At 44.4% G+C, this 22,547-nt stretch carries 24 protein-coding genes; 12 read left to right on the top strand and 12 right to left on the bottom strand.

Going from position 1 to position 22,547, the window contains the following annotated elements:
- The first annotated feature begins 17 nt into the window (after positions 1-17).
- Complete coding sequence (locus V5G21_RS15595) at positions 18-899, top strand: LysR family transcriptional regulator (protein WP_011246071.1); 882 nt, start codon at positions 18-20, stop codon at positions 897-899.
- A gap of 1 nt (position 900) precedes the next feature.
- Here the strand turns inward: V5G21_RS15595 and V5G21_RS15590 are convergent, their stop codons facing one another.
- From V5G21_RS15590 to V5G21_RS15580, 3 genes are all read right to left on the bottom strand, one after another.
- Positions 901-2,502, bottom strand: a complete 1,602-nt coding sequence (locus tag V5G21_RS15590; RefSeq protein WP_338464923.1) for a glutathione ABC transporter substrate-binding protein — start codon at positions 2,500-2,502, stop codon at positions 901-903.
- Between the two features lie 284 nt (positions 2,503-2,786).
- Positions 2,787-3,845 (bottom strand): tetraprenyl-beta-curcumene synthase family protein, encoded by a 1,059-nt coding sequence (locus V5G21_RS15585; protein ID WP_095237244.1) that lies wholly within the window; start codon positions 3,843-3,845, stop codon positions 2,787-2,789.
- A 92-nt stretch (positions 3,846-3,937) separates the two neighbouring features.
- On the bottom strand, positions 3,938-4,345 hold the full coding sequence (locus V5G21_RS15580; RefSeq protein ID WP_095237247.1) for a helix-turn-helix domain-containing protein: 408 nt from the start codon (positions 4,343-4,345) through the stop codon (positions 3,938-3,940).
- A 324-nt stretch (positions 4,346-4,669) separates the two neighbouring features.
- On the opposite strand from V5G21_RS15580, the gene V5G21_RS15575 reads away from it, so the two are divergent.
- Entirely contained in the window at positions 4,670-5,203 is a 534-nt protein-coding gene (locus V5G21_RS15575) for a GNAT family N-acetyltransferase (protein WP_035206055.1), read from the top strand.
- Between the two features lie 283 nt (positions 5,204-5,486).
- On the opposite strand, the gene V5G21_RS15570 is transcribed toward V5G21_RS15575, so the two are convergent.
- From V5G21_RS15570 to V5G21_RS15555, 4 genes are read right to left on the bottom strand one after another with little or no spacing between them, the layout of a single operon-like run.
- Positions 5,487-6,314 (bottom strand): carbohydrate ABC transporter permease, encoded by an 828-nt coding sequence (locus V5G21_RS15570; RefSeq protein WP_179290739.1) that lies wholly within the window; start codon positions 6,312-6,314, stop codon positions 5,487-5,489.
- Entirely contained in the window at positions 6,314-7,270 is a 957-nt protein-coding gene (locus tag V5G21_RS15565; RefSeq protein WP_050749031.1) for a carbohydrate ABC transporter permease, read from the bottom strand. The genes V5G21_RS15570 and V5G21_RS15565 overlap by 1 nt, the downstream gene beginning before the upstream one ends.
- Entirely contained in the window at positions 7,263-8,621 is a 1,359-nt protein-coding gene (locus tag V5G21_RS15560) for an ABC transporter substrate-binding protein (protein ID WP_051881283.1), read from the bottom strand. Before V5G21_RS15560 ends, V5G21_RS15565 begins: the two co-directional genes overlap by 8 nt.
- 23 nt (positions 8,622-8,644) lie before the next feature.
- On the bottom strand, positions 8,645-10,570 hold the full coding sequence (locus V5G21_RS15555) for a glycoside hydrolase family 127 protein (protein WP_035206112.1): 1,926 nt from the start codon (positions 10,568-10,570) through the stop codon (positions 8,645-8,647).
- Positions 10,571-10,716: 146 nt separating this feature from the next.
- Between V5G21_RS15555 and V5G21_RS15550 the strand changes: the two genes are divergently transcribed.
- From V5G21_RS15550 to V5G21_RS15525, 6 genes are all read left to right on the top strand, one after another.
- Complete coding sequence (locus V5G21_RS15550) at positions 10,717-11,625, top strand: AraC family transcriptional regulator (protein WP_050748952.1); 909 nt, start codon at positions 10,717-10,719, stop codon at positions 11,623-11,625.
- A 208-nt stretch (positions 11,626-11,833) separates the two neighbouring features.
- Positions 11,834-12,535, top strand: coding sequence for a lantibiotic protection ABC transporter ATP-binding protein (locus V5G21_RS15545; protein ID WP_235360797.1), 702 nt, complete (start codon positions 11,834-11,836; stop codon positions 12,533-12,535).
- Between the two features lie 3 nt (positions 12,536-12,538).
- Positions 12,539-13,294: a lantibiotic immunity ABC transporter MutE/EpiE family permease subunit gene (locus tag V5G21_RS15540; protein WP_011246060.1), complete on the top strand. Its 756-nt coding sequence runs from the start codon at positions 12,539-12,541 to the stop codon at positions 13,292-13,294.
- A gap of 4 nt (positions 13,295-13,298) precedes the next feature.
- Positions 13,299-14,060 carry a lantibiotic immunity ABC transporter MutG family permease subunit gene (locus tag V5G21_RS15535; protein WP_011246059.1) on the top strand — a complete coding sequence of 254 codons (762 nt, stop codon included), beginning with the start codon at positions 13,299-13,301 and terminating at the stop codon, positions 14,058-14,060.
- Between the two features lie 62 nt (positions 14,061-14,122).
- Positions 14,123-14,785: a response regulator transcription factor gene (locus tag V5G21_RS15530; RefSeq protein ID WP_011246058.1), complete on the top strand. Its 663-nt coding sequence runs from the start codon at positions 14,123-14,125 to the stop codon at positions 14,783-14,785.
- The gene (locus V5G21_RS15525; RefSeq protein ID WP_338464921.1) at positions 14,776-16,179 is read left to right on the top strand and encodes a HAMP domain-containing sensor histidine kinase; all 1,404 of its coding nucleotides are present in this window, start codon (positions 14,776-14,778) and stop codon (positions 16,177-16,179) included. Before V5G21_RS15530 ends, V5G21_RS15525 begins: the two co-directional genes overlap by 10 nt.
- Before the next feature lie 148 nt (positions 16,180-16,327).
- Here the strand turns inward: V5G21_RS15525 and V5G21_RS15520 are convergent, their stop codons facing one another.
- Complete coding sequence (locus V5G21_RS15520; protein ID WP_035206072.1) at positions 16,328-16,750, bottom strand: carboxymuconolactone decarboxylase family protein; 423 nt, start codon at positions 16,748-16,750, stop codon at positions 16,328-16,330.
- Between the two features lie 121 nt (positions 16,751-16,871).
- Here V5G21_RS15520 and V5G21_RS15515 point away from each other — a divergent pair, with 121 nt between their 5' ends.
- Positions 16,872-17,303 carry an Lrp/AsnC family transcriptional regulator gene (locus V5G21_RS15515; protein ID WP_011246055.1) on the top strand — a complete coding sequence of 144 codons (432 nt, stop codon included), beginning with the start codon at positions 16,872-16,874 and terminating at the stop codon, positions 17,301-17,303.
- A 40-nt stretch (positions 17,304-17,343) separates the two neighbouring features.
- Here the strand turns inward: V5G21_RS15515 and V5G21_RS15510 are convergent, their stop codons facing one another.
- Complete coding sequence (locus tag V5G21_RS15510; RefSeq protein ID WP_095237258.1) at positions 17,344-17,976, bottom strand: LysE/ArgO family amino acid transporter; 633 nt, start codon at positions 17,974-17,976, stop codon at positions 17,344-17,346.
- Between the two features lie 107 nt (positions 17,977-18,083).
- Between V5G21_RS15510 and V5G21_RS15505 the strand changes: the two genes are divergently transcribed.
- Entirely contained in the window at positions 18,084-19,499 is a 1,416-nt protein-coding gene (locus V5G21_RS15505) for a PLP-dependent aminotransferase family protein (RefSeq protein WP_338464920.1), read from the top strand.
- Between the two features lie 131 nt (positions 19,500-19,630).
- Here the strand turns inward: V5G21_RS15505 and V5G21_RS15500 are convergent, their stop codons facing one another.
- Complete coding sequence (locus tag V5G21_RS15500; RefSeq protein ID WP_084140051.1) at positions 19,631-20,146, bottom strand: DinB family protein; 516 nt, start codon at positions 20,144-20,146, stop codon at positions 19,631-19,633.
- A gap of 236 nt (positions 20,147-20,382) precedes the next feature.
- On the opposite strand from V5G21_RS15500, the gene V5G21_RS15495 reads away from it, so the two are divergent.
- Both V5G21_RS15495 and V5G21_RS15490 read left to right on the top strand, forming a co-directional pair.
- Positions 20,383-20,805: a thiol-disulfide oxidoreductase DCC family protein gene (locus tag V5G21_RS15495; RefSeq protein ID WP_011246051.1), complete on the top strand. Its 423-nt coding sequence runs from the start codon at positions 20,383-20,385 to the stop codon at positions 20,803-20,805.
- A 346-nt stretch (positions 20,806-21,151) separates the two neighbouring features.
- Complete coding sequence (locus V5G21_RS15490) at positions 21,152-21,601, top strand: DUF1569 domain-containing protein (RefSeq protein ID WP_095295073.1); 450 nt, start codon at positions 21,152-21,154, stop codon at positions 21,599-21,601.
- A gap of 265 nt (positions 21,602-21,866) precedes the next feature.
- On the opposite strand, the gene V5G21_RS15485 is transcribed toward V5G21_RS15490, so the two are convergent.
- Together V5G21_RS15485 and V5G21_RS15480 are read right to left on the bottom strand one after the other, a co-directional pair.
- Complete coding sequence (locus V5G21_RS15485) at positions 21,867-22,241, bottom strand: hypothetical protein (protein ID WP_011246049.1); 375 nt, start codon at positions 22,239-22,241, stop codon at positions 21,867-21,869.
- Positions 22,238-22,522 (bottom strand): hypothetical protein, encoded by a 285-nt coding sequence (locus V5G21_RS15480; RefSeq protein WP_338464919.1) that lies wholly within the window; start codon positions 22,520-22,522, stop codon positions 22,238-22,240. Before V5G21_RS15480 ends, V5G21_RS15485 begins: the two co-directional genes overlap by 4 nt.
- Between the last annotated feature and the right edge of the window lie 25 nt (positions 22,523-22,547).

The following is a 22,547-nucleotide window of genomic DNA, read 5'->3' as shown; positions in this document are numbered from 1 at the left end:
TGACATAGGTGATATTTATGACAAATTTAGAGCATTACCGCATTTTTTATACAACGGCCAAAGAACAAAACTTTAGCAAAGCCGCTTCCTCTCTATTTATTACACAGCCTAGTGTCAGCCACGCCATTAAACAATTGGAAACTCAACTAGGCGTGTCGCTCTTTATCCGGCACTCAAAAGGGGTCTTTTTAACCACTGAAGGCAATGTGCTTTACTCGTACATCAAGCAAGCATTTGCCCATATTGAAACAGGCGAACGGCACCTCCAATCATTGAAAGCGCTTGAAAGTGGATCAATTACCATTGCTAGCAGCGACTCGATTTGCAAACATTATTTGTTGCCACGGGTTCCCTCTTTCTTGAAACGTTGGCCAAAACTTGATATTAAGTTCCAGCATGGCTCGACGCCAGACATTATGAAAAAATTAGAGCAAGGGCGAATCGACATAGGGATTGTGCACTTGCCTATTAACGAGAAGGACGTGGAAATAACCCCTTTTACATCGACTACTTGCCTCTTTTGTGCTAGTCCAACATACAAAACGCTTCATAACGGTACCCATTCATTAACGGAGCTTACCCGCTACCCGCTTGTCTCTTTTTCAGCAGGGAGCAGCACTCGCTCTTTTCTTGAGCGTTTATTCCAACAACAGGGGCAAACGTTTTCTCCAGAGTTGGAAGTCGGGAGCATTGAACTGCTAATTGAGTGCGCCAAGCTTGGCATGGGAATTGGCTTTGTTGCTAAAGAGCTGATCAAAAAGGAACTTGAGCAAGGCGAGTTAGTCGAAATCCCGGTTGATATAGCCATCCCTACTAGGGAAATCGCGCTCATTACAAAAAAAGCAGCGCCACTGTCAATCGCAGCGCGCCGCTTTTATAGCCATTTACTAGCCAATTAAATTACTCGACTTTTTCCGTATCACGTAAATAGAAAATACTTGCTGGATATTGCCAGAACCCTTCAATGTCATCGCCCATGCCGGCCAATAACACAGAGTGGTACAAATTGACGACTGGCGCTTCCTCGGCCAACACGTTTTGCGCTTCTTCATAAAGGGCCAAACGCTTTTGTTCATCCGTCTCTTTACGCGCTTGCTCTAGCAAATCGTCTAATTGCTCATTGGCAAAGAACGTTCTGTTGCCAGGGGCGCCAAAGTTGGATGAATGGAACATCGGGTACAAGCCATAATCGGCATCGACAGTTACGGTTCCCCATGTGCCGATAAACATTTCCGTCTCGCCATCGCCGGTCATTTCCAAATACGTAGCACTCTCAACCGGATTAACGGAAACATGAATGCCAATTTCTTCAAGTTGGGCTTGCAAGTAGGTAGCCAAATCAACTAATGAGGCAGTGCTGCTGTTGACAGTTAATGTCGCATCAAAACCGTCTTCGTAGCCTGCTTCTGCCAGTAGCTGCCGCGCTTCTTCTTGGTCGTATTCGAACGTATCGATGTTTTGGCTGTAACCTGTAACAGTAGGAGCAAGTGGCCCAATCGCCGGTTCAGCAACGCCGTCCAATAAGCCGTTAATAATGCTGTCTTTGTCAATCGCCATATTAATGGCTTGGCGTACTCGCTTATCCGTAAACGGTTCAACTTCAGTGTTAAAGCCTAGATAAGTCAAGTTCGAGCTCGGGGACTGTTTCACAGTCGTATTTTCGGCAGACTCGATTTCCGAAATGCTGCTCGGGTTAACTGGGTAAATAATATCCGCTACATCGCCTTGCAACTCAGCAATTCGCGTGGCTTCCTCTGGAACCGTTTTAAAGGTAATTCCGCTTGCTTTAGCAAGATTGTCCTTGTCCCAGTAATCTTCATTCCGGGTTACAGAGACCGATTCGCCTGATGTACGGCTGTCCAATTCAAAAAAACCAGTGCCGATCGGATGTGCATCTACGTATGAAGAAGCAGGTTCGCCGTTTTCGATTGCTTCATAATCAGCGTCAATCGCTTCTTTGCTAATCATTCCACCAGCTGGGTGAGCTAAATGGGACGGAAGCGGCGAAAATGGGCCGTCTGTATGGATATGAACCGTGTACTCATCGATGACTTCAACATCGGTGATTTTATCAAACAAAAACGCAACAGGGGAACCTAGATCCGGGTCGCGAACACGGTCCAAGTTGGCTTTAACGACTTCAGCATTAAATGCACTGCCGTCGTGGAATGTTACGTCTTCACGCAACCTTGCTTCCCAGACATCATCTTCTATTTGTTCAAGGCTTGTCGCCAAGCTTGGTTGAATCTCATTGTTTTCATCAAACTCAACCAACTTATTATAAAGAGTTCCCATTACATATAATGAATTCCCATCATTTGCCCCATGGGGGTCGAGAGAAACAGGATCAGACGACAAATCAATCGTTAGCTCGGCCCCGCTTGCGCTGTTTTCCGCCTCATCGCTTGTATTTTCTGCTTGTTCAGGGTCGTTTGAGCATGCAGTCACGACAAGCATGGCAGAAGCTGCAACCGCTAACCATAAAGCGTTTTTCTTAAACATGATGTCACCTCTTTTGTTGTTTCCCCTATTATACTTAATCTCCCATAAGATTACTAGACTTTTTATAAAAGGGTTTGGTGAAGTCCATCATTTCTCGCCTCGCCAACAATATCAACGTGCTGTTAGCGCCCTGGCCAGACTGTAGACAAACGCTCGCATCCTTCGCCGCCACCTGTTCATCTGCTCATGAACCCACGTTCAATCTGCACGATCACGCGTCGGCCGACAAGCGTTTTCTATCAGTCTGGGATTTTGTCGACTATATCGACACTTTTGCGCCTTGATTATGAAATTTTACGTTTAAAAATCCAACGGTTGTAATAAAACAGGCTTGCTGGAAAACCGCCTAGTTTGATTAATTGTTTTGCTTCTGCTTTCAAACGAGGATGGCTCATAACTTTTTTATCTGATAAATAGAGCGCGTACAGTCCTGTTTTCAAAAGTAAGTGGAATTTTTTATCAGGAAGCATTTGCAGCTTTTCTGTCGCCTTCTCATCAATGTATTTAAAACGCTCGAACATCTCTTTGCTGTCTCCATAATAAGCGACAAAATTCATTTCGTTTTCTTGGCGGTCTTCTTCTTGATCAATAAAATAATCGAGCAGAATATGGACGCCTTGTACCCAAGGAAAATAGGCCTCTTTTATTTGCTGGCCTTGAGCAGTCTGTACAGGGGCAGCGGCATAAGCAGCCATACAGTATAATGCAAGGGTCGAGGCTGTTCCGCAAGCAAATTCATACCAGCGCATCGTCGGGGCAAAGTGTTTGTTGTGTTCATAAAAATCCTTTAATAACGGCTCACGTTTTTCTTCCTCGACATGCTTGTATACTTGAAAATCAATATAAAACTGGGATACTTCCTGCATATGCGTTTGCATGTCTGCAAATCCAGGAAAAGAAGCAGTCGCTTCCCGGCAAGCATCGACCAATTTCCGCAAATACCCGTTGTCTTCAAAGTGATCACGATACTGATAATAATCGCCATGGGGTTTGTCCGGCGTCAAACAGTCTAAAAGTGCTTGGTGGATGGAACGGAAATCATTTGGATCATGGGCATCATTTTTGTCACAAAGTGTATCAAGATAATCACAAATCGTTTGGTAGGCAACTAAAAATTGAATATGGTTGTCCTTATTTTCTCCTGCCAGCAATGCAAAAATGCTGCCACCTTCACAGTGAAACGTTTTATCATTGACCGTCCAAGCGGCTTGCTCTCGGATATCAACATCGTCGATTTTTAATGCTTCTTGATGCCATTTCTGCAGCTCGGCATGCGCTTTTGGCACGGTTTCCTTAAAAGCTAATTGTATAATTTTAAATGGGTTGGCAGGCACTGTGCCCATATGTATTCCTCCTTCAACAAGGCAAGAAAGTCCGCTGCTTTAACTTTACCATATCAAAGGAAGCAATTCCTCTCAGAAGCACTCACTCTCATTTAATTGTCACGATTAGAAAAGAAACGCTTTATTGAAATGAGCAGATCATCAAAAAATATGAGAAAGGCTAACCCAAACGATATCCAAATCCATGAAGCGCTCCCTTCAAATGCCAAAGCGCCAATTAAAATTAGAATCATCCCTAAATAAAAACCAATGTCTTGTTCGCTGTCCCATTTCCTACTCGAAGTGGGTTCCGCTATTAGCTCGCTCTCCTTTAATAAATAATCAGTCGAAACGTCGAATAATTCACTTAGGCGGACAATATTTTGAATGTCTGGCAAACCTTTGTCTGTCTCCCATTTCCATACGGCTTGCCTCGAAACGTTCAATTCTTTCGCCAATTGTTCTTGTGAAAACCCTTGTTCTTCACGGAGCTGTTTCAGTTTACTTCCAAAAGAATGCATGTTTGCTCACCTCACCCCCTATGATAGCAAATCTAACATCATCGTGTACGCTACTTGCCGTTTATTAATGACCACGATCAGTTAAAAACCTGTTTACAGCCGTTTTACATAGCGGATTATGCTATGTTCAACCCCAGTGTGATCACAAAACATCGTTTTCGATTTATTATGAGCATTTTTCTACTTTCCAAACTTCCTATTGGATTTGCTCGCTCCTTCTGACTACGCTATACTGTAAAAAGACAAAAAGCGAGGTGAACGATGCCAGATAGCCTAAGTTGCCTTTTCTAATACTATTTTTTAATAAAGGAGCTGCTAGGCATAATGAACTCATTGAAAACAAACCGCCTCTACCTTCGGGAATTGGCAGACAAAGATGCCCCCGAGCTGTTCACCATTTGGTCAACACCGGCGGTCACAAAATTTATGAATATCATTCCGTTAACGGATGTCACACAAGCAGAAGACATTATTAAGATGTTTGCACAGCTAAGCAAAGAAAAGAAAGGAAACCGCTATTCGATTTTCCTCGCTGAAACAGGCGATCTGATCGGCACTTGCGGCTTTAACCAGCTTGATGCTGACAATGACAGAGGCGAAATTGGCTATGAATTAGGGGAACCTTATTGGGGCCATGGTTATATGAAGGAAGCGCTCATGAAATTGTTGGAAGTCGGCTTTGCTTCATTTGCATTAAATCGGATTGAAGCAAAAGTCGAACCGGAAAACAGCGCCTCGATTGGCTTGTTAGAGAAAATCGGCTTTCAAAATGAAGGGCTTTTGCGCCAGTATGAAAAGGCAAAAGGCCGGTATATTGACCTTTATTTGTTTAGTTTATTAAAGGAAGAGTGGGCTTAAGCCCACTCTTTGTTTTTTCGTTTTCTTGCGTTTCGATAATGATAACAGCCTCTAACGATGTTGAGTATACACAACCCGCCAAAAATGACAGCGAATGAGAGCGGATTTTCCAAGAGAAAAAGTGAGCCAACAGCAACAGCCAGACAAATCGCTGCGCTTAGAAAATAAACATGATGCCGAAACATTGTGCTTCATCCCTTTGCGGACTTTTTTGTGAAACGCCCGTTTACGGACTTCGACATAGTTGCCAAGGCTCCTCTAATTCGTTGATCATTTTCCTTTTCTATCCTTTGATGCCCGTTAGCGTAACACCTTCAACAAAATATTTTTGCCCCAGAAAGAAAACAAGAATTGCCGGCAACGTCATTGCAGTAGCCGCAGCCATAATTAAATTCCAGTCTGATGTATACGTGCCTTGGAGCTGCAAAAGGCCGAGTGCCAATGTAAACAATGATTCGTCATTTAAGTAAATCAATGGGCCGAAAAAGTCATTCCACACATTCGTGAAAGTGAAAAAGGCAACAACTAGTAGCGCAGGCTTGACAAGGGGCAGGAGCACGAAAACAAAAATTTGCACGTAATTGGCGCCATCGATTAATGCCGCTTCGTCTAATTCCCGGGGAATACTCATAAAAAATTGCCTCATTAAAAAGATGAAGAAACCGCCACCGCCGAAAAAGCTTGGGAACACAAGAGGCCAATACGTATTAATGGCGCCAAGCTCCGTCCAAAGCATAAAAGTTGGAATTAATGTGACGGCAGGCGGAAGCATCATCGTGGCAATAATAAGTGTAAACCAAATATTTTTCCCTGGAAATTGAAGACGTGCAAAACCAAAACCGCACATGCAACTTGTCAACACTGTTCCGATTAGGACAGGAATCAGGATAAACAGTGTATTTTTCACGTACAAACCGAATTCAACAACTTCGAAAATTTCAATAAAATTGCCCCATTGCCAATGATCCGGCAACATTTTCGGCGGAAATTGGAAAATTTCAGAAGAGGTCATGAGCGCACTTCGGACCATCCAGAAAAATGGCAGCAACGACACAGTCGCTCCGAAAAGCAACAAGCAATAAGCGGCGATTTTCCAGCCCCGACTTCGCATTATTTGCCACCTCCGTAAAAAACCCAGCCTTTGCCCCATTTAAAAATCAACACCGTGAACAACGAGACAACAAGGAACAAAATCCACGCTAACGCGCTTGCATACCCCATATTGCTGTGGACAAACGCTTCTCGATAAATTAAATACACATAAAACAAACTGGCATTATTGGGCCCTCCTTCTGTCATAATGTAGGCTTGGTTAAACGTTTGAAATGCGCCGATGAGCCCCATAATCAAATTGAAAAAGATGATCGGCGAAATGGCAGGGAGTGTCACAAAGCGGAACTGATGCCACGCATTTCCGCCATCCAACTCGACTGCTTCCAATTGGTCTTTCGGGATTTCTTGGAGACCAGCTAGAAAAATGAGGGCAGCGCCGCCGCAGCCCCATATGCTTAGCAAAATCAGCGATGGGATAACCGAGGCCTCGTCATAGATCCACATAGAGGCAGGGAGCCCAAAGAAGCGGAGAATGCCATTGAGCAGGCCAAATTCTGGATTAAATAACCACATCCATAAAATATTCGCTGCCACTGCCGGCACAAGCACAGGCAAATAAAAGAGCGTCCGCCACAGCCCTTGCCCTTTTACCTTCATGTTCATCAGCAAGGCGATCAACAAGGCAGCGACGAGTGTAGCAGCAGTGCTGGCAAACGCAAAGTACAGCGTGACGATAAGCGCTTGTTTAAAATAAAGATCTTCCGTGAAAATGGTTATATAATTGTCGAAAGCGATCCAATTGATGGTTTCCGCGATCACTTGGTAATCGGTGAAGCTCAAAACCAAGCTGGCAATGATCGGGCCAATCGTCCACACAAGCAAGCCCAAAATTGCCGGCAGTGTAAACAGGTAGCCAGCAAGATACTCTTTTCTCGCAAACCGGGTCGCCTTTTTCCTTGCCCGTATCGACGGTTTCAGCGGTTCAATGTCCACATTTGCCCCCTCCCTACTCATATTTATCGCCAAACTGGCGTTTCATCCTTGGCATAATGTCTTCATGGACGACTTCCTCTGCTGTTTTGTTGTTTAGCCATAGCTGGTCTAGGGCAGGTGAAATGATGTCGCCTGCTTTTTGCCGATCATCCCAGAAATAATTCGGGTTTTGGACAACATAGTCTTTAGCCCAGTCGATCACTGCCTCTTCGTATTCAGGTGGATGAATCGGCGTGTCGATCCAACGCTCTATTTTTTCACGATCCTCATACCAGGCTGTTTCGTTTGGCATCCACAGCCCTTCATTAATAAGCATTAACACATTTTCCGGATCCATAATGTATGTTAAAAACGTATCGACTGCTTGCCTATGCTCGCCTTCCTTCCCTGTCTCAAAGGCCACAATCGGCGTGCCGTAATTGGTCGTTGCTGGTTGTTCAAAATATGGCAGCACGCCGATGCCAAAATCCAAACCGTCTTCGACACTCGCCCGGCCAAGTTCTTGCATCGCCCATTGGCCATCAACGGCCATAGCGACACGCTTTGTTAATAGCGCCGTGTCTGTCGCTGGAACGGTTGATAAATCCGACGGCTTTGGCATAACATGATGCACATACATTAAATCGGCAACGTGCTGCAACACTTCAATTGATTCAGGTTGATCGATCATCAACTGTTTGCCTGTTTCATCAACAAAACCGCCGCCGTTGCTGAATAAGAACGAGTCGATCCACCCCGTAAAATTGCTGACGCCGTATGTTTCAATCCGGTTCTCATCAAAGCCAGGCTCATTCGCCCTCCGTCCGTTCCGGTCTACAGTGAGCCTTTTGGCAACCTCAACAAATTCATCCCAGCTCCATGCCTCTTCTGCCTTTGTCGGCGGCAATTCTACTCCCGCTTCTGCAAACAATTGTTTGTTGTAATAAATGTTTATCACTTCATTCGCAACGCTGCCCCCAGCAATCGGCCCATCATGAAACTGATATAGCGTATAATCGAGCTTTTCGTTTGCTTCGTTTCCTGTCAACAACGGTGTCAAATCCCGAAGCATGCCGTTTTCCACCCACGGGTACAAGCTGCCTTCTGGAAAATAGCCAACGTCGGGAAGTGTTTTCGATGCAGCCATCACATTCATTTTCTCCACATAGCTATTAATCGGGACAAGCTGTGCCCTCACTTGAATCCCTGGATGCTCGTTATTAAATGTGGAAATTAATGTTTCAACTGCTTCCCGCTCTAGCGGCCCACCCCAGTAGGTAAAACGCAGCTCTACTGGGTCATTGGTGCCGACAGAAGCAAACAGGCAGCCGGAACAACTAAAGGCGGCTAGAAGCGTGACAACATGACAGGCGTCCTTTAACCGACCTTTCATTGGCCTTTCCTCCTTTTTAAAAGCTATCTATGACGCAGCCAAACAGCCATCTCGCCTTCGCCGCGGTTGGCCCAGGCATAATAAGGGATGAACTGCAATGTCACTTCTTCTGTTTGCAACGCCTCTTTAGCTAAATAGAGAGACCCGTTTGCATTGGCTGTGACTGTACGAACGCCTTTTCCCTCGAGCACGATCACGCCATTTAAGCGATCATTAGCAAAGGACGCGTCGATGTTTTCCTGGCAGCGGATTGCCACACTTTGCAAGTTGCTGCCGTTGTCTGCTTCTTCCGCACAAAACACAATCGGGCCCCGTTGCAGCGCAATTTTGCCAGCGTTGGCTCTCACCTCGGGATGAGCATAGATCACTTTCGTTTCCAGCGGAAACTGGATCGAAATATGGTCGCCTTTTTGCCAAGTCCGCTCCACGTAAGCGTAGCCGTTGCGGACTTCCACATCGACAAAGTGGCCATTGACCGTGAGTTGATAGTCGTTTGCCCAGCTCGGAATACGGAAGGCAAGCGTAAATGGCCTGCTCGTGTCCGGATTTACTTCCAATCCCACCTCTCCTTTCCATGGAAAGGAAGACTTCATTTTTAGTCCCACTTCACCTGAACCGATTGTGAGCGTCGATTCGTTTCCGATATAAAGGTGGATAAATCCAGTTTGATTTTTCGTTGTGTAAATATATTGACCAATAGAAGCCAGCAGCCTCGCTATATTGGGCGGGCAACAGGCACAGCCAAACCACGGCTGGCGCTCTGTTTTGACATGCTTTAAATCGTGGCGGTGCTTAGCAGCTTGTGGCCACACTTCAAGGGGGTTGACATAGAAAAACTTCGTTCCATCAAGCTGGATGCCGCTGATGGTGCCATTATAAAGCGCCCGTTCCATGACATCGCCATAGCGGCTGTCTGCTTCAAGTTCCAGCATGTTTTTGGCCCAAAAAACTAGCCCAATCGAAGCGCATGTTTCTGTATAAGCCAAATCATTTGGCAAGTCATAAGCAAATGTAAATGCTTCGCCAAACTCTGCCGAGCCGATGCCGCCTGTAATATACATTTGCTGGTTGGTCACATTGTCCCAAAGCGTTCGGCACACTTTTGCCAACTGCTCATCATCTGTTTCATTCGCTAAATCCGCCATAGCGGTGTACATATAAACGGCACGAACGGCGTGGCCCGTTGCTTCTTGTTGCTGCCGTACAGGTAGGTGTGATTGTGAATACTCGTATCGACCGCTGTACCAAAACGTTCCGTCCTCGCCTCGTTTTTTTGCTTCGTCGTCGAAAAAATGGGGCTCCTTTCCCCGTTCTTCTATAAAAAATTGCGCCAACCGCAAATAGCGTCGCTCTCCTTTAACGCGATATAATTTTAATAACGCAAGCTCGATTTCTTGATGGCCGTCGTAGCCTCTAAGTTTCCCAGGTTCAGGGCCAAACACTTGGTCAATTAAATCAGCAAACTTGCACACCACATCCAAAAGTGCCTGTTTACCTGTCGTTTCATAATAAGCAACTGCCGCCTCGATCAAGTGCCCAGCTACATAAAGTTCATGATTGTCACGCAAATTGGTCCACCTTTTTGTCGGCGCTTTGATCGTATAATGCGTATTTAAGTAGCCATCCGGTTGTTGGGCACGGCTAATGAGTGCGATGAGTTCATCACAGCGTTGCTCCAGCTCAGGATCAGGCCTTTCGGCAAGTGTATAAGCGGCCGCTTCAATCCATTTAGCCACATCGCTGTCTTGGAAAACAAAGCCGTGAAATTCGCCCTCGGCTTCGCCAGCAGCGATTTTTAAGTTTTCAATCGCATGGCTCGGCGCCGCCCCTTCTATGCCATCATGCAATGCTGCCCATTGGTAAGGAATCACCTTTTCCTTTACTATGTCAATGTAACGCCCCCAAAAATCATCGGTTACGTGTATATGGCGAGTGCGTTGTTCAAGCATTGTCATCCTCCTTTTGTTGTAAGCCCTTTCAAAAATGATCATACCAAGCCTTGTTTTTGCTGTCGGTAGCGAGGAAATAAGAAAAGGTGGACTTTTCCGCCCTTCTTTCGTACGATGGAAAAAAATACGGGAAGGCGGACTTATCCATGGAAAGCGACTATTTAATGATTCATGCGCTAGAACCTGTTCGTTATGCATCAGCCGGGCGAGTCGAAACAATGAAGCCCTTTTGCCATCCTACCCGCACGCTGGACAGCTATGTATTGTTGATCGGCATCCGCGGCTCTTTGTTCATTGAGCAAGAGGGCCAGCTATACGAAGTCGGTCCTGGCCACACGTTGCTTTTAAAAAAAGGCATTAAACATAGGGGGATCAAACCGTCTAAGCCTGGCTTATCCTACTATTGGTTTCACTTTAATTTAGACAATCACCGTGCAACGTATCTAGACAAAAAACAAATGGACGAACAGATTATGCGCTTTCGCCAAGAACCGTACAGCCATATTCTTGCTTCATTCATTTTTATACCGACGTTTTTCAAGCCACCAGAAATCGAAAGGCTGAACATTTTGTTTAATCAACTAACAGACCTTGCCCAAGGAGGTGGCCGCACTCATTTAGGCGCCAGTTATATTATGACGTCATTGCTAATTGAATTGTCAGAACAACTGATTGCCTCTTATGCTTCGCCTCTTGCGAAAACAAGCCTTCAACGCGATTTATCCCACATTATGGAATGGATTCGGGTATACGCGAACCAACCTCTTACCGTTAAGCGCGTCTCCGACCAGTTTAATTACAACCCAGATTATTTAACGAGGCAGTTTAAACAACATATCGGCATGTCTTTGCAAAAATACATTACACTTGTCAAAATGACAAAAGCAAAAGACATCCTATCGCGGACGAGACGCACGATCAAAGAAGTTGCTGCTGACGTCGGCATCCAAGACGAAAAATATTTTATGCGCCTTTTCAAAAAAACAGAAGGCATGACGCCGACTGCATTCCGCAAAGCGTTTTACCGAATCCATTTAACAAATTTAAAGGAGTAGGCAAAAACGGGCCTTTCTCCTTTCTCTAAAATTCGATAAGTTTGCTTACACGCTGATCCACTTCAACACACCCTTCGCTATTCCCAAATTTCCTTTCGCCAAATGACGGCATCACGAAACCTACATTTCCCCATTTCTTGATTAATTATTGATAATTATCCGCTATCCTTATCTCAGTTAATGATGACTTGGAAAAGGAGAGGTCTTTGTGAGCACAATCATGTTAGAGACGAAACAACTGAGCAAACGTTTTGGCAAACAAGCTGCTGTAGCAGACGTGTCATTACGCGTACCAAAAAACAGCATCTATGGGTTGCTTGGTCCTAATGGAGCGGGAAAATCAACAACGCTAAAAATGTTAACGGGCATTTTACGCCCCAGTTCTGGGGAGATTTTATTTGACGGGAGCCACTGGAACCGGTCTATGTTAAAAGACATTGGTTCTCTGATTGAAGCCCCGCCCCTTTATGGCAATTTAACAGCATTTGAAAATGTGAAAGTACATGCCTTATTGCGCGGGCTCCCTACACAACGAATTGAGGAAGTCCTCCATACCGTCGATTTAACCCATACTGGCAAGAAAAAAGCTAGCCAATTTTCGATGGGAATGAAACAAAGGCTCGGCATTGCCATTGCCCTTTTGAATCAGCCGAAATTGCTCATCCTTGACGAGCCGACGAACGGATTGGACCCACTTGGCATCCAAGAATTAAGGGAGCTGATTACGTCTTTTCCGCAAAAAGGCATGACCGTCATTTTATCAAGCCACATTTTGTCGGAAGTCCAATTAATGGCAGACCACATTGGCATCATAAGCGAAGGCCGCCTCGGCTACCAAGACAGCATCAAAGGCAAAGATGACTTAGAAGGGCTGTTTATGGAAGTTGTAAAAACAAACAGGAGGAAATAAACAATGTTCATCTCATACATGAAAGCTGAAAACTTAAAGCTAAAAAGAACATTTGCGAGAAAAATGATTGGCATCGTCCCACTCTTAACAGTTGCTTTTTCTTTTATTATGAACATGGAATACTTTGTGTATCTCACCTTCAATTGGTGGTCGATTTTGTTTATGCCGATGATGATTGCTTTGTTTTGCGCTTTGGCCCACGTCCGGGAAAAACAGGCCTCCAACTACAACGGCATCTATTCAGCGCCTGTCGATTTGCGGCTCGTTTGGCTAGCGAAAGCAAGCGTTATTGCCCTTTATTCCCTTGCTTCACAACTCATTTTTCTTGTAATCATGTTTCTGATCGAAATGGTTGTCCCACTATTTCCAGTCGGTCCTTTCCCTGTTATCGCTGCTTGCTTCTTACTGTGGGCCACGACATTATGGCAAATTCCGTTTTGTCTCTTGCTTGCCAAAAAATTCGGCTTTGCGGTTTCTTTGATCGTCAATCTTTTTGGCTGCCTAGCATTCGGCATTATCGCCGCCACAAAAGCTTACTGGTGGGCATGGCCGTGGAGCTGGCCGATCCGAGCAATGAGCCCTACGATTGGCATCCACCCAAATGGCTTGCCCCTTGAAGAGGGCGACCCATTGCTTAGCATGACTGTCATTCCGATTGCTATCATACTTTCTTTATTGTTGTTCGCAGTATTGCTTATGATCTCTGGAAAGTCATTCGCTTTCGCTGTTGTACAGAAGTCGAAACAGGAGGTGGCATAAAGGCGTGCACCTGCTACGATGTTTATATGCCGACGTTCTTAAAACGAAACGCACTGCTTTTATGTGGGTTCACTTACTTGCTCCACTGCTGTATTCAGCGGTATGCCTGCTCTATTTCCACGTCCGGGAACTCGATGGCGCTCATATCTATGAGTTGTTTATGACGCCATTAGCGATTGCCTTGCCTTTTGTCGTTGCCCTTGTGTGCGGTTTATCGGTTTCTCAAGAAGAACGAGCGGGGCACTTCCAAAACATTGTCGGCGCCCCATTACCGAAACTCATTCCGTATTTTAGCAAAATGATCTTTCTAATTTTGTTAAACGGCGTATCCATCTTTTTGGCGATCGGGTTATTGTCGCTAGGTTTCCTCTTATCACATGCTGAACTACCGCTTCTGCCTTTTTTGATTGGCGGGGCATGGCTAGTTGCCACAAGCGTTGTTCTTTATTTTTTCTATTTTTTTGTTAGTTGTTTGTTTGGAATTGGTGCGTCTGCTTTGTTTGGCGTCGCTGGCTTGCTGATGACAGCGCTTATGGGCACAGGGCTAGGCGATGCTTGGTGGAAATACAACCCATGGGCTTGGGGGACACGGTTATCCGGGTATGCGGGAATCGTCGAGTTTGAACAAATGGAACCTGTTTTTTTGTCCTTTCTTCAACAAGAATTGCGTACTGGGTTCATGATCGTCGCATCTGTTATACTATTCGTAACCGTTATAAGCAGTATCTGGTTTCATCGTTGGGAAGGAAAAAAGGCGTTAGAATAAGAGTTTTGACGCTTTTTCTCCTTCGCAAGTAAAAAGAACGTTCAATAAGGAATGGTTAACAGATGGCAAACATTCTTGCAGTCGATGACGAACAAGACATTCTTGTGCTTATCCAAAATATCTTGCAGCGTGATGGACATAAAGTCGATACGATCGCTCAACCAGACAAAGTCGCTCTTAACGCTTTTGCGGGTTACGACCTGATTTTGCTCGATGTGATGATGCCTCATCTTAATGGGTTTGACTTATGCGAAAAAATCCGTCCTATTGTTGATTGCCCGATTCTGTTTTTAACAGCGAAGGCAGAGGAAGCGGCAGTCGTAGAAGGGTTTACAAGCGGTGGGGACGACTATATTTCAAAACCGTTTAGCATACGAGAACTCAGCGCTCGAGTAAACGCCCATTTGCGCCGGGAAAACCGGGAAAAACACCATACTAAACGGGTGATCTCAGGGTTTGTCTTCGATTTTGACAATAAAGAAGTGCATATCAACAACCAAAAGCTAAACTTGACAAAAAACGAATATAAAATTTGCGCCTTTTTGGCGCAAAACAAAGGGCGCACATTTTCAAGGGACCAAATTTACGATGAAATTTATGGGTTAGACGGAAATGCCTTGCATGGCACGATTACTGAATTTATCCGCACCATCCGCAAAAAATGCAAAGAACACGAAGTCGACCCGATTAAAACAGTTTGGGGAATCGGATACAAATGGGAATAGGCAAATCAAACAAGACACTGCGGCGAGAACTGATTTTTTATATGTTAACATTAGGCGTTAGCCTAACGACGGTGGCCGCCCTCTACTTGTTGCTTCATATCATTGCATTAAATGCAGGTTTTGTTTACCCAGCTAATCACTATGAACGTGAAGCTGAAAACCTGAGGCCGTCATTAGAAACAGTGGAACAAGTGACGGATAACATGATCCCTGAAATGATGTCTTACGCCATTTTTGATAAAGAATTAAACGTCAAAACAAAAGGAACGCTATCAGACAAGAGTTTACAAACTGTGCAAAGCATGCTTACCAATGAACCCTATACAAACCATATTCGCCAAACTGGCTATATGGTTGTTGAGCGGCCCGATGAAATAGGCGTCATCGAATACCCATTGCGAGCGGAATTCCGTTCCCCTTTCTTGCGGCAGCATTTGCCGAACTATGAACTAACGAGCATCGCCCTGCTCGTCATCCTGCTTATTGCGACCGCTTTTGCTGTAACGACACACTTTGCCAACAGGATGAAAAAACAGTTTAAAAAACTCCATTCGATAACGAAACAGATTCAAGAGCAAAATCTCGATTTTACTCCTGAGTCTTCTAAAATCAAGGAATTTGATGAGATCATTGACTCCCTGCTGGAAATGAAACAGTCCCTCCAGCATTCATTGAACACGCAGTGGCATATGGAAAAAGCCAAAGGTGAACAAATTGGTGCCCTCGCCCATGACCTTAAAATCCCGGTAACGGTCATTAAGGGGAATGCAGAATTATTAAGCTTGAGCGGACAACAAGAAGAACAGTCGGCGTATACGCACTATATTTTAAACGCGGTCCATAAAATCGAGCAATACATTTCCCAATTGATCCACTTGTCCCATACAGACGGATCTTTGCCGCTAACATTACGTAAAACCGACTTAGCTCCATTCGTTGAAATGTTATTGGCAGACGCTTCAGCCTATAAAGGAAGCAAAAACGTTAAAATCGTCTGCCAAAAAAACGAGTTAACGGCCGCTGAAATCGACCAACATCTGCTCCATCGTGCTTTGCTAAACATTGTCACCAATGCGATCGATTACACACCTGAACAAGGATCTATTTTCATTGAGGCTGCCTGCACGCCAACGACTTTCCACTTTACTGTGACGGACACAGGCAAGGGGTTTTCTGCTGAAGCATTAAAGCGAGCGACAGAGCTCTTTTTTATGGAAGAGAAAAGCAGACATACAAACAACCATTACGGCATTGGCCTCACTTTCGCTTCCAATGTTGCCAAGCTTCATAATGGCAGCCTCTCGATTGAGAATGCCGCTTCAGGAGGGGGTTCCGTACATGTAGCGATTCCAACTACAGCCAAGAACGGGAACGAAGGGATGAAAATGGAATAGTCTTTCTTGGAGGATACAGCCGCTACCGAGGGGGAACGGATAACCGTTTCCACCGGTAGCGCAACCGTGCTTTTTAGGAACCGAGGCACTCCCGATCCTGGCATCACGCCTGGACTGCCTTTGGCTCACTTTCTTCCGATGTGCTTTCCTAGCTATTTGGCGACTCGGCCTCCAACCCCATCATCGCTCCATAATATTGCTGGGCAGTAGTAAAGGCAATAAACGCACAAAGCTCACTTATTTCTTTTGTAGAAAACTGCTCACTCAACAGTTGGAACAGCTTTTCATCAATCGCGTCTCTGTTCTTAAGGAAAACGTCCGCAAAACCAGTTGCCAACACCGTCTTCTCGTCAACGTGGTGCTGATCTGGTTTTCCTTTCGCCTTGCAATAAGCACAGCCGTTTCCTTGGGCCAGTGTCCTTCTAACTTGCTCTTTTAGCTCCACGCTAAGACTTCCTTCCCGCTCTAATTGGGCGGCCAAATTTCCCCATGCTTCTAAAATATTCGGATTGTGGCCAAGCAACTGTTGGAATGGCGTTTGGCCGATAGGTGATTTCTCAATTCTTGCCATTTGTCTGCCTCCTTTGTACAATTCAATTATATAAAGTGATCATTCGGATAAACATAGGAAACGTAATGAATTTATTGTTTTCACTTTATAAATCGAAATCATAAAAAGGAAATACATTAAAATGAAAATGGACGAAACCGACAGAAGTCTATTAAAGCTTTTAAAGCAAAACAGCCGCTTGTCGATGGCAGAACTCGGGCGGCGCGTCAATTTGTCTTCACCATCGGTGGCAGAACGGGTAAAACGAATGGAATCCTTTGGATTGATCAAAAAATATACGATTGAAGTCGATTATGAGAAATTAGGCTTGCCGATCCAATGCATTGTCGAAGCATCGATTAAACATGGACGCTATGATGCGTTCAAACACTATATCCAAACGTTGCCGAACGTCGAATTTTGTTACCGCGTCGCAGGCAAAGCTTGTTATTTGCTCAAACTGCAATTTGCAAGCTTTGCCGACGCCGAAGCATTTATTGATTCTGCAAGCCCGTACGCGTCAACTGTAACTCATTTTATTTTCTCGCAAGTCGATTGCTCGCTGGAAGGCTAGCCACTATAAAGCTGCTAGCCTCCTAACATATCGTTCTTCCTTAAAAAATGATTTGCACGAGTTGGGCGCCAATAAGCAGCGCCATTGCCCAAATGCAAATGGCCGAGACTTTGTTGACGAGCACAAGCCATGTACCTCTCTTATCAATCGCCCGCACCGTCTTCCCAGCAGCAGCAAGCAAACAGAAAGCGAGCCAAGAAACAGCAATGCATGCTAGCGCAAACATCGCTTTCTCACTTAAACTTTCATAGCGAAGCGAACTCGTGCCTATGACGCCAATTGTATCCAATACCGCGTGAGGATTTAAAACTGACACGGACAGAGCAAATAACACTTGCTTTTTCATTGACAACGTTTCATCTACGGCACTGGCATGTTCAGGTTTTGCCCGCCAAATCGATTGTCCGATCCATAGCAAAAAGACAAACCCGCAAACGAGCAAGAACACTTGCAGTCCAGGAATAGCAAGCACCGCTGCCGACACACCCATGACAGCAAGCAAAATGAGAGCCGTATCGCATAATGATGCCGTTATGACAGCGGGCATTGCGTTTAACAGCTTTTTATGTGTCGCTCCTTGATTAAAAATGAACAAATTTTGTGGACCAAGGGGCAATATGAGCCCGATGGATAAAATCATGCCATGTAAAAAAGCGATTCCCATTGCCTTCATCCTTTTATTGATTTTGCTCTTCCTCTCTTACCTTAGCTGTGGTTTAATAAAAACAACACCACCAATTGGCTGGGAAAAGACCCAACCAATTTCGAAGGGATTACACCATGGAGATTCAACTAGACCGACACAGCCAAACAACTCTATTTGAACAAATTTATACACGGATGCTTGACCGCATGTACCAAGGCGAATGGCCACCAGGAACAAAGCTTCCTTCTCAACGAAAATTAGCTGAGCAATTAGGGGTCAACCGCTCAACGATTATCGATGTCCTCGATGAGTTAAAAGCAGAAGGGTGGCTCGAAAGCAAAACAGGCTCAGGCACGTATGTAGCCCACAATAGCTGGCAAACACTCTTCCCCCGTCAATATCACTGGAAAGAACGGATACGAGCAGGCATTCACCAGCCTAACTTGCAGACGATCCAGCTTATTAATGAATATGAAACAAAAGAGATCATCCGCCTGGGCACAGGGGAATTATCGCCTAGCCTCCTCCCGACGAAACAATTGGAAGAAGTGCTGCAATCAATTTCGCTTGACCCGCGCACAATCGGGTATTCAGAGCCTAAAGGGCACAAAGCGCTTAGACATGCAGTAGCGGTCCACTTACAAAAAAGAGGCATCCAGACATCGCCAGACTGCATTCTTATCGTCTCCGGCGCGCTCCAAGCACTCCAGCTCATCTCACTAGGATTGTTGCCACAGCATTCCACCATTTACTACGAGGCGCCCTCTTACATCGAGTCGTTGCATTTGTTCCAATCAGCAGGCATGCGCCTTTCTCGCCTTCATTCTGGCTCCGAAAACATAACGTACAGCAAGTCACAAAAGCACGGATTGTTTTATACAATCCCGACGCTAAACAATCCGTCAGGGACGATATTGACGGAGGCAGAAAGACATGACCTCTACCAGCATTGGACAAATTTGCAAATTCCGATTGTGGAAGACGATGTGTATAATGAGCTCGCTTTTTCCGCCATCCCCCCGGCGATAAAATCGGTTGACACAGCAGGAAATGTCTTATATCTTGGCAGCCTTTCTAAAACAGTCAGCCCTGGATTAAGAATCGGTTGGGTGGTTGCCCCTGAACCAGTCGTCGATAGGCTAGCGGACATAAAAATGCAGTTTGATTACGGGGCCAGCGGCTTTTCACAGCTACTCGCTGCCACTTGGCTCGCTTCGCCACACCATGAAACACACATGCAGCAACTACGGGAAAACCTACAGCAACGGGCCACCTTCACGGAAGCATTGCTAGTTAAACATTTTCACAACATAGCCGTTTGGCAAAAGCCTAAGGGAGGGTTTTACATCTGGCTCCGCTTCCATCAACCGCTGGTGACGAAAGCACTCTTTTTAAAACTATTGCAAAAAGGAGTCCTTCTTCATCCAGGCTACTTGTATGATCGAGACAACCACCACCATTTGCGGCTTTCGTTTGCTTACGCTTCACTTCCAGAGTTGGAGAAAGGAATCGATTTGTTGGCGCAAGCAGTCAAAGCGATGACGACTTGATGGGACATCAGTAAATAGATAAAAAGCCCCCTAAAGCAAACCAACTGTTCGCCTTAGGGGGCACATGCTATTAGCCAAACCCCTTTACGTTGTGCTAACAAAAAGAGGCATTGCTGTGTGAGCCGCTTTAATCACTGACGCTGCCGAAACCATTTTCGCATTAAAACAAGATGGGCTTGATGGTAACGACTATGGTCAGCCATATGCCAAATGCCCCAACCGATTGTCGCTGTATGATCGTTGTATGGGATGATCTTATCCAGCTCTTCATCCTTAAGCGTTTGACACGTTTCCTTAAAAGATTGGAACACGACGTCGTAAGCATCAAGCACATCGACGATGGTCGAGCCGCTCTCAACGGCAGGCAGCTTCCCTGTTGCATCAAGTTCTGGCCCATATGCTTTTTCAAGCTCGACAGGAAGAGGTTCTTCCTTGATTCGGTAATTCCACTGCAAATCCACAAAAGCCAAATGCTTCAACAGCTGGCCAATACTATTGTATGCTTGGCCAGGCCCTTTATAGAAAAGCTCTTCTTCCGACACCTTTTCCAAAAGCCCCCGAAGTCGCTCGTAATTCTCCTCCACCATCGAAAAGAGCATATTCACGCGCGGCTCCATCTCTGTTTGTCTATGTAAATGATAATGCAAAGCAATCCCTCCCTCTCGTCAGCGTACCGAGTATAGTCACAAAAAGCTACTTTCCTGCTTGAGGCAAGCAACGATCCCTTTTTTTCTATTTTGTGGTAAAATGGACGTACAAACGTTAACCACAGCAAAGACGTTAACCACAGCAAACACCACCTATCGCAAATAAAAAAATATCTATAGTAGTTTTTAATTCATCTGCAAATGTTAAACCAACACATAAAAAAGGCGTGGTCTAAATGGGTCCTACTGTTTACGATCCGAAGAAACATGCCGTTATTCTATTTGATGGCGTGTGCAATGTATGCAACCATTCAGTCCAGTTTATTATCAACCATGACAAGAACGGTTATTTTTTGTTTGCCTCTTTGCAGTCGCCGGTAGCGGAATCCTATTTCTCCACACTAGGCATTTCCGACAAAAACCTACGTTCAATCGTGTTGATTGAAGGAGAGCAGTATGTAACCGAATCAACCGCAGTCCTACGAATTTGCAAAAGACTAACGGGACTATGGAAAATTCTCTATGTACTTATTCTTGTCCCTCCCTTCATTCGCGACCCCGCTTACCGCTTGTTTGCGCGAAACCGTTACCGCTTCTTCGGCAAACGAGAGCAATGCATGATCCCCTCCCCTGAAATAAAAACGCGCTTTTTAGATTGATGGTGGAGCAAAAACGGAGCCGCACACGAGCCAGGCATTGCGGCTCTTTTGTTGGGATTGTTTGAGGAGGAAGAGACAAACACAGATATAAATTATGGCGCTCTTCCCGGCTATAGATCCAAGCATATGCCCCTTCTGCCTAAATCCAGACTTATGCCTTTGTTGGTTTCACGGGGAGTTACAAAAGGGTTATGGTATATCTATCAATTGCGTAATGAATGCGATCTCTAAAGTATCTACAATGGAATAGCAATCCCGAAGAAATCGAGTATGCAAGTATAAGGTATACTAAGCTTAGTAACTGTCTCATTCTACACTTGTCAGTCATTCATTTAAGGAGATGCTTATGAAAAACATTTTTAATCAAGCGGACACCACGGAGATCTTGAACCGGATAGACAAATTGAGCCCAAATTCACGCCCTCAATGGGGTAAGATGGATGTTGCCCAAATGCTAGCTCATTGTTCCTCGTTCCATGACATTGCAATGGGAGAAACCTTTCCCCCAAGAGGTTGGTTAGGCATATTAATTGGAACATTTGTGAAACCTATTTTTTATAATGACAAGCCACTGGCTCACAATATGTCTACTATTCCTACAATTATGATTGTAGAAGAAAAAGAATTTGAAACAGAAAAAGGAAAACTCAAACAAAAAATTAGAACATTCCAGAACAATGGCCCGGAAAAATGCACGTCTCACCCACATCCCTTTTTTGGTAAACTGACTCCTGAACAATGGGGAAAAGGATTATATAAACACCTGGACCATCATCTAAATCAGTTTGAAGTTTAGGCATTAAGTAGCACCACCAAAAAGAGACCTTGATAAGCTTTTAGCTAATCAAGGTCAAAATATTTAATTAATATAATATATCAATTAATTCAACCTCATTCAATAAAATTGGATAGGAGTCACAATCTTCAAAAACATTGTTACCCGCTTCCTCATAACTATTAGCAAATTCGATAACGTACGATTTTAATCCTTTAACAAATAGATGCACCCTGTGGGTACCATCAGCTCCTTGGTTGATCCTGTATATACGCTTCCAGATAAATTAGTCTTTAAGAAGCATCCTCTTAGACATGACCCAGCCATTTAATCCATACGAAGCTTGTATCTTATAATAGTGGTAATTATTTTTCTTAATATATTGAACCAATTCCTTTATGTCATTATAGTCCATTGGCCAATAATAACTTTTTCCTTTTTCCAGTAATTCTTTATTCTCTACAACAAATAAATCAATCTCGTCTTCTACAATATCTACAAGTATACTGTTAGGCAGCTGGTCTTCAAAATGAAAAGCATAAAGATCTTCAAACACAATTTTCCCTTTTTCATTTTGTTCACTTACTATTGTCATTTCTATTTTTAAGGATTCAAAATCTATTTGATAATTTACCACCTTACTATCATGGATTTGTTTCATCGATTTCTCTCCTTATCAGAGTTTATGACTTTAAATAAAGTCCATTCGCTATAAAAATCTGAACCGTATTGTTGCTCTAAGTAATTTAATTTTCTAAGCAAAGAGCCTTCATCTGTATTTCTATAGGATAATACACCTTTTTCAAATTTAACTACCATTTTCTTTTTATCTTTTTCATCGCTGAATTCTAATACGATCCCTTCTTTATTATCAATAAAAGTGTCATTGTATAACCTTGAGGGTATTCCATTTGTTGGTACCCACCTTTCCAAATGTTCCAATACTCTTCCTCCTATCATCTTCAAC

This window comes from Shouchella rhizosphaerae (assembly GCF_036700015.1).
GTDB classification, from domain to species: Bacteria; Bacillota; Bacilli; order Bacillales; family Bacillaceae_D; genus Shouchella; species Shouchella rhizosphaerae.
The sequence above is the reverse complement of the archived record's forward strand: the minus strand, read 5'-3'. Positions and strand labels throughout refer to the sequence as shown.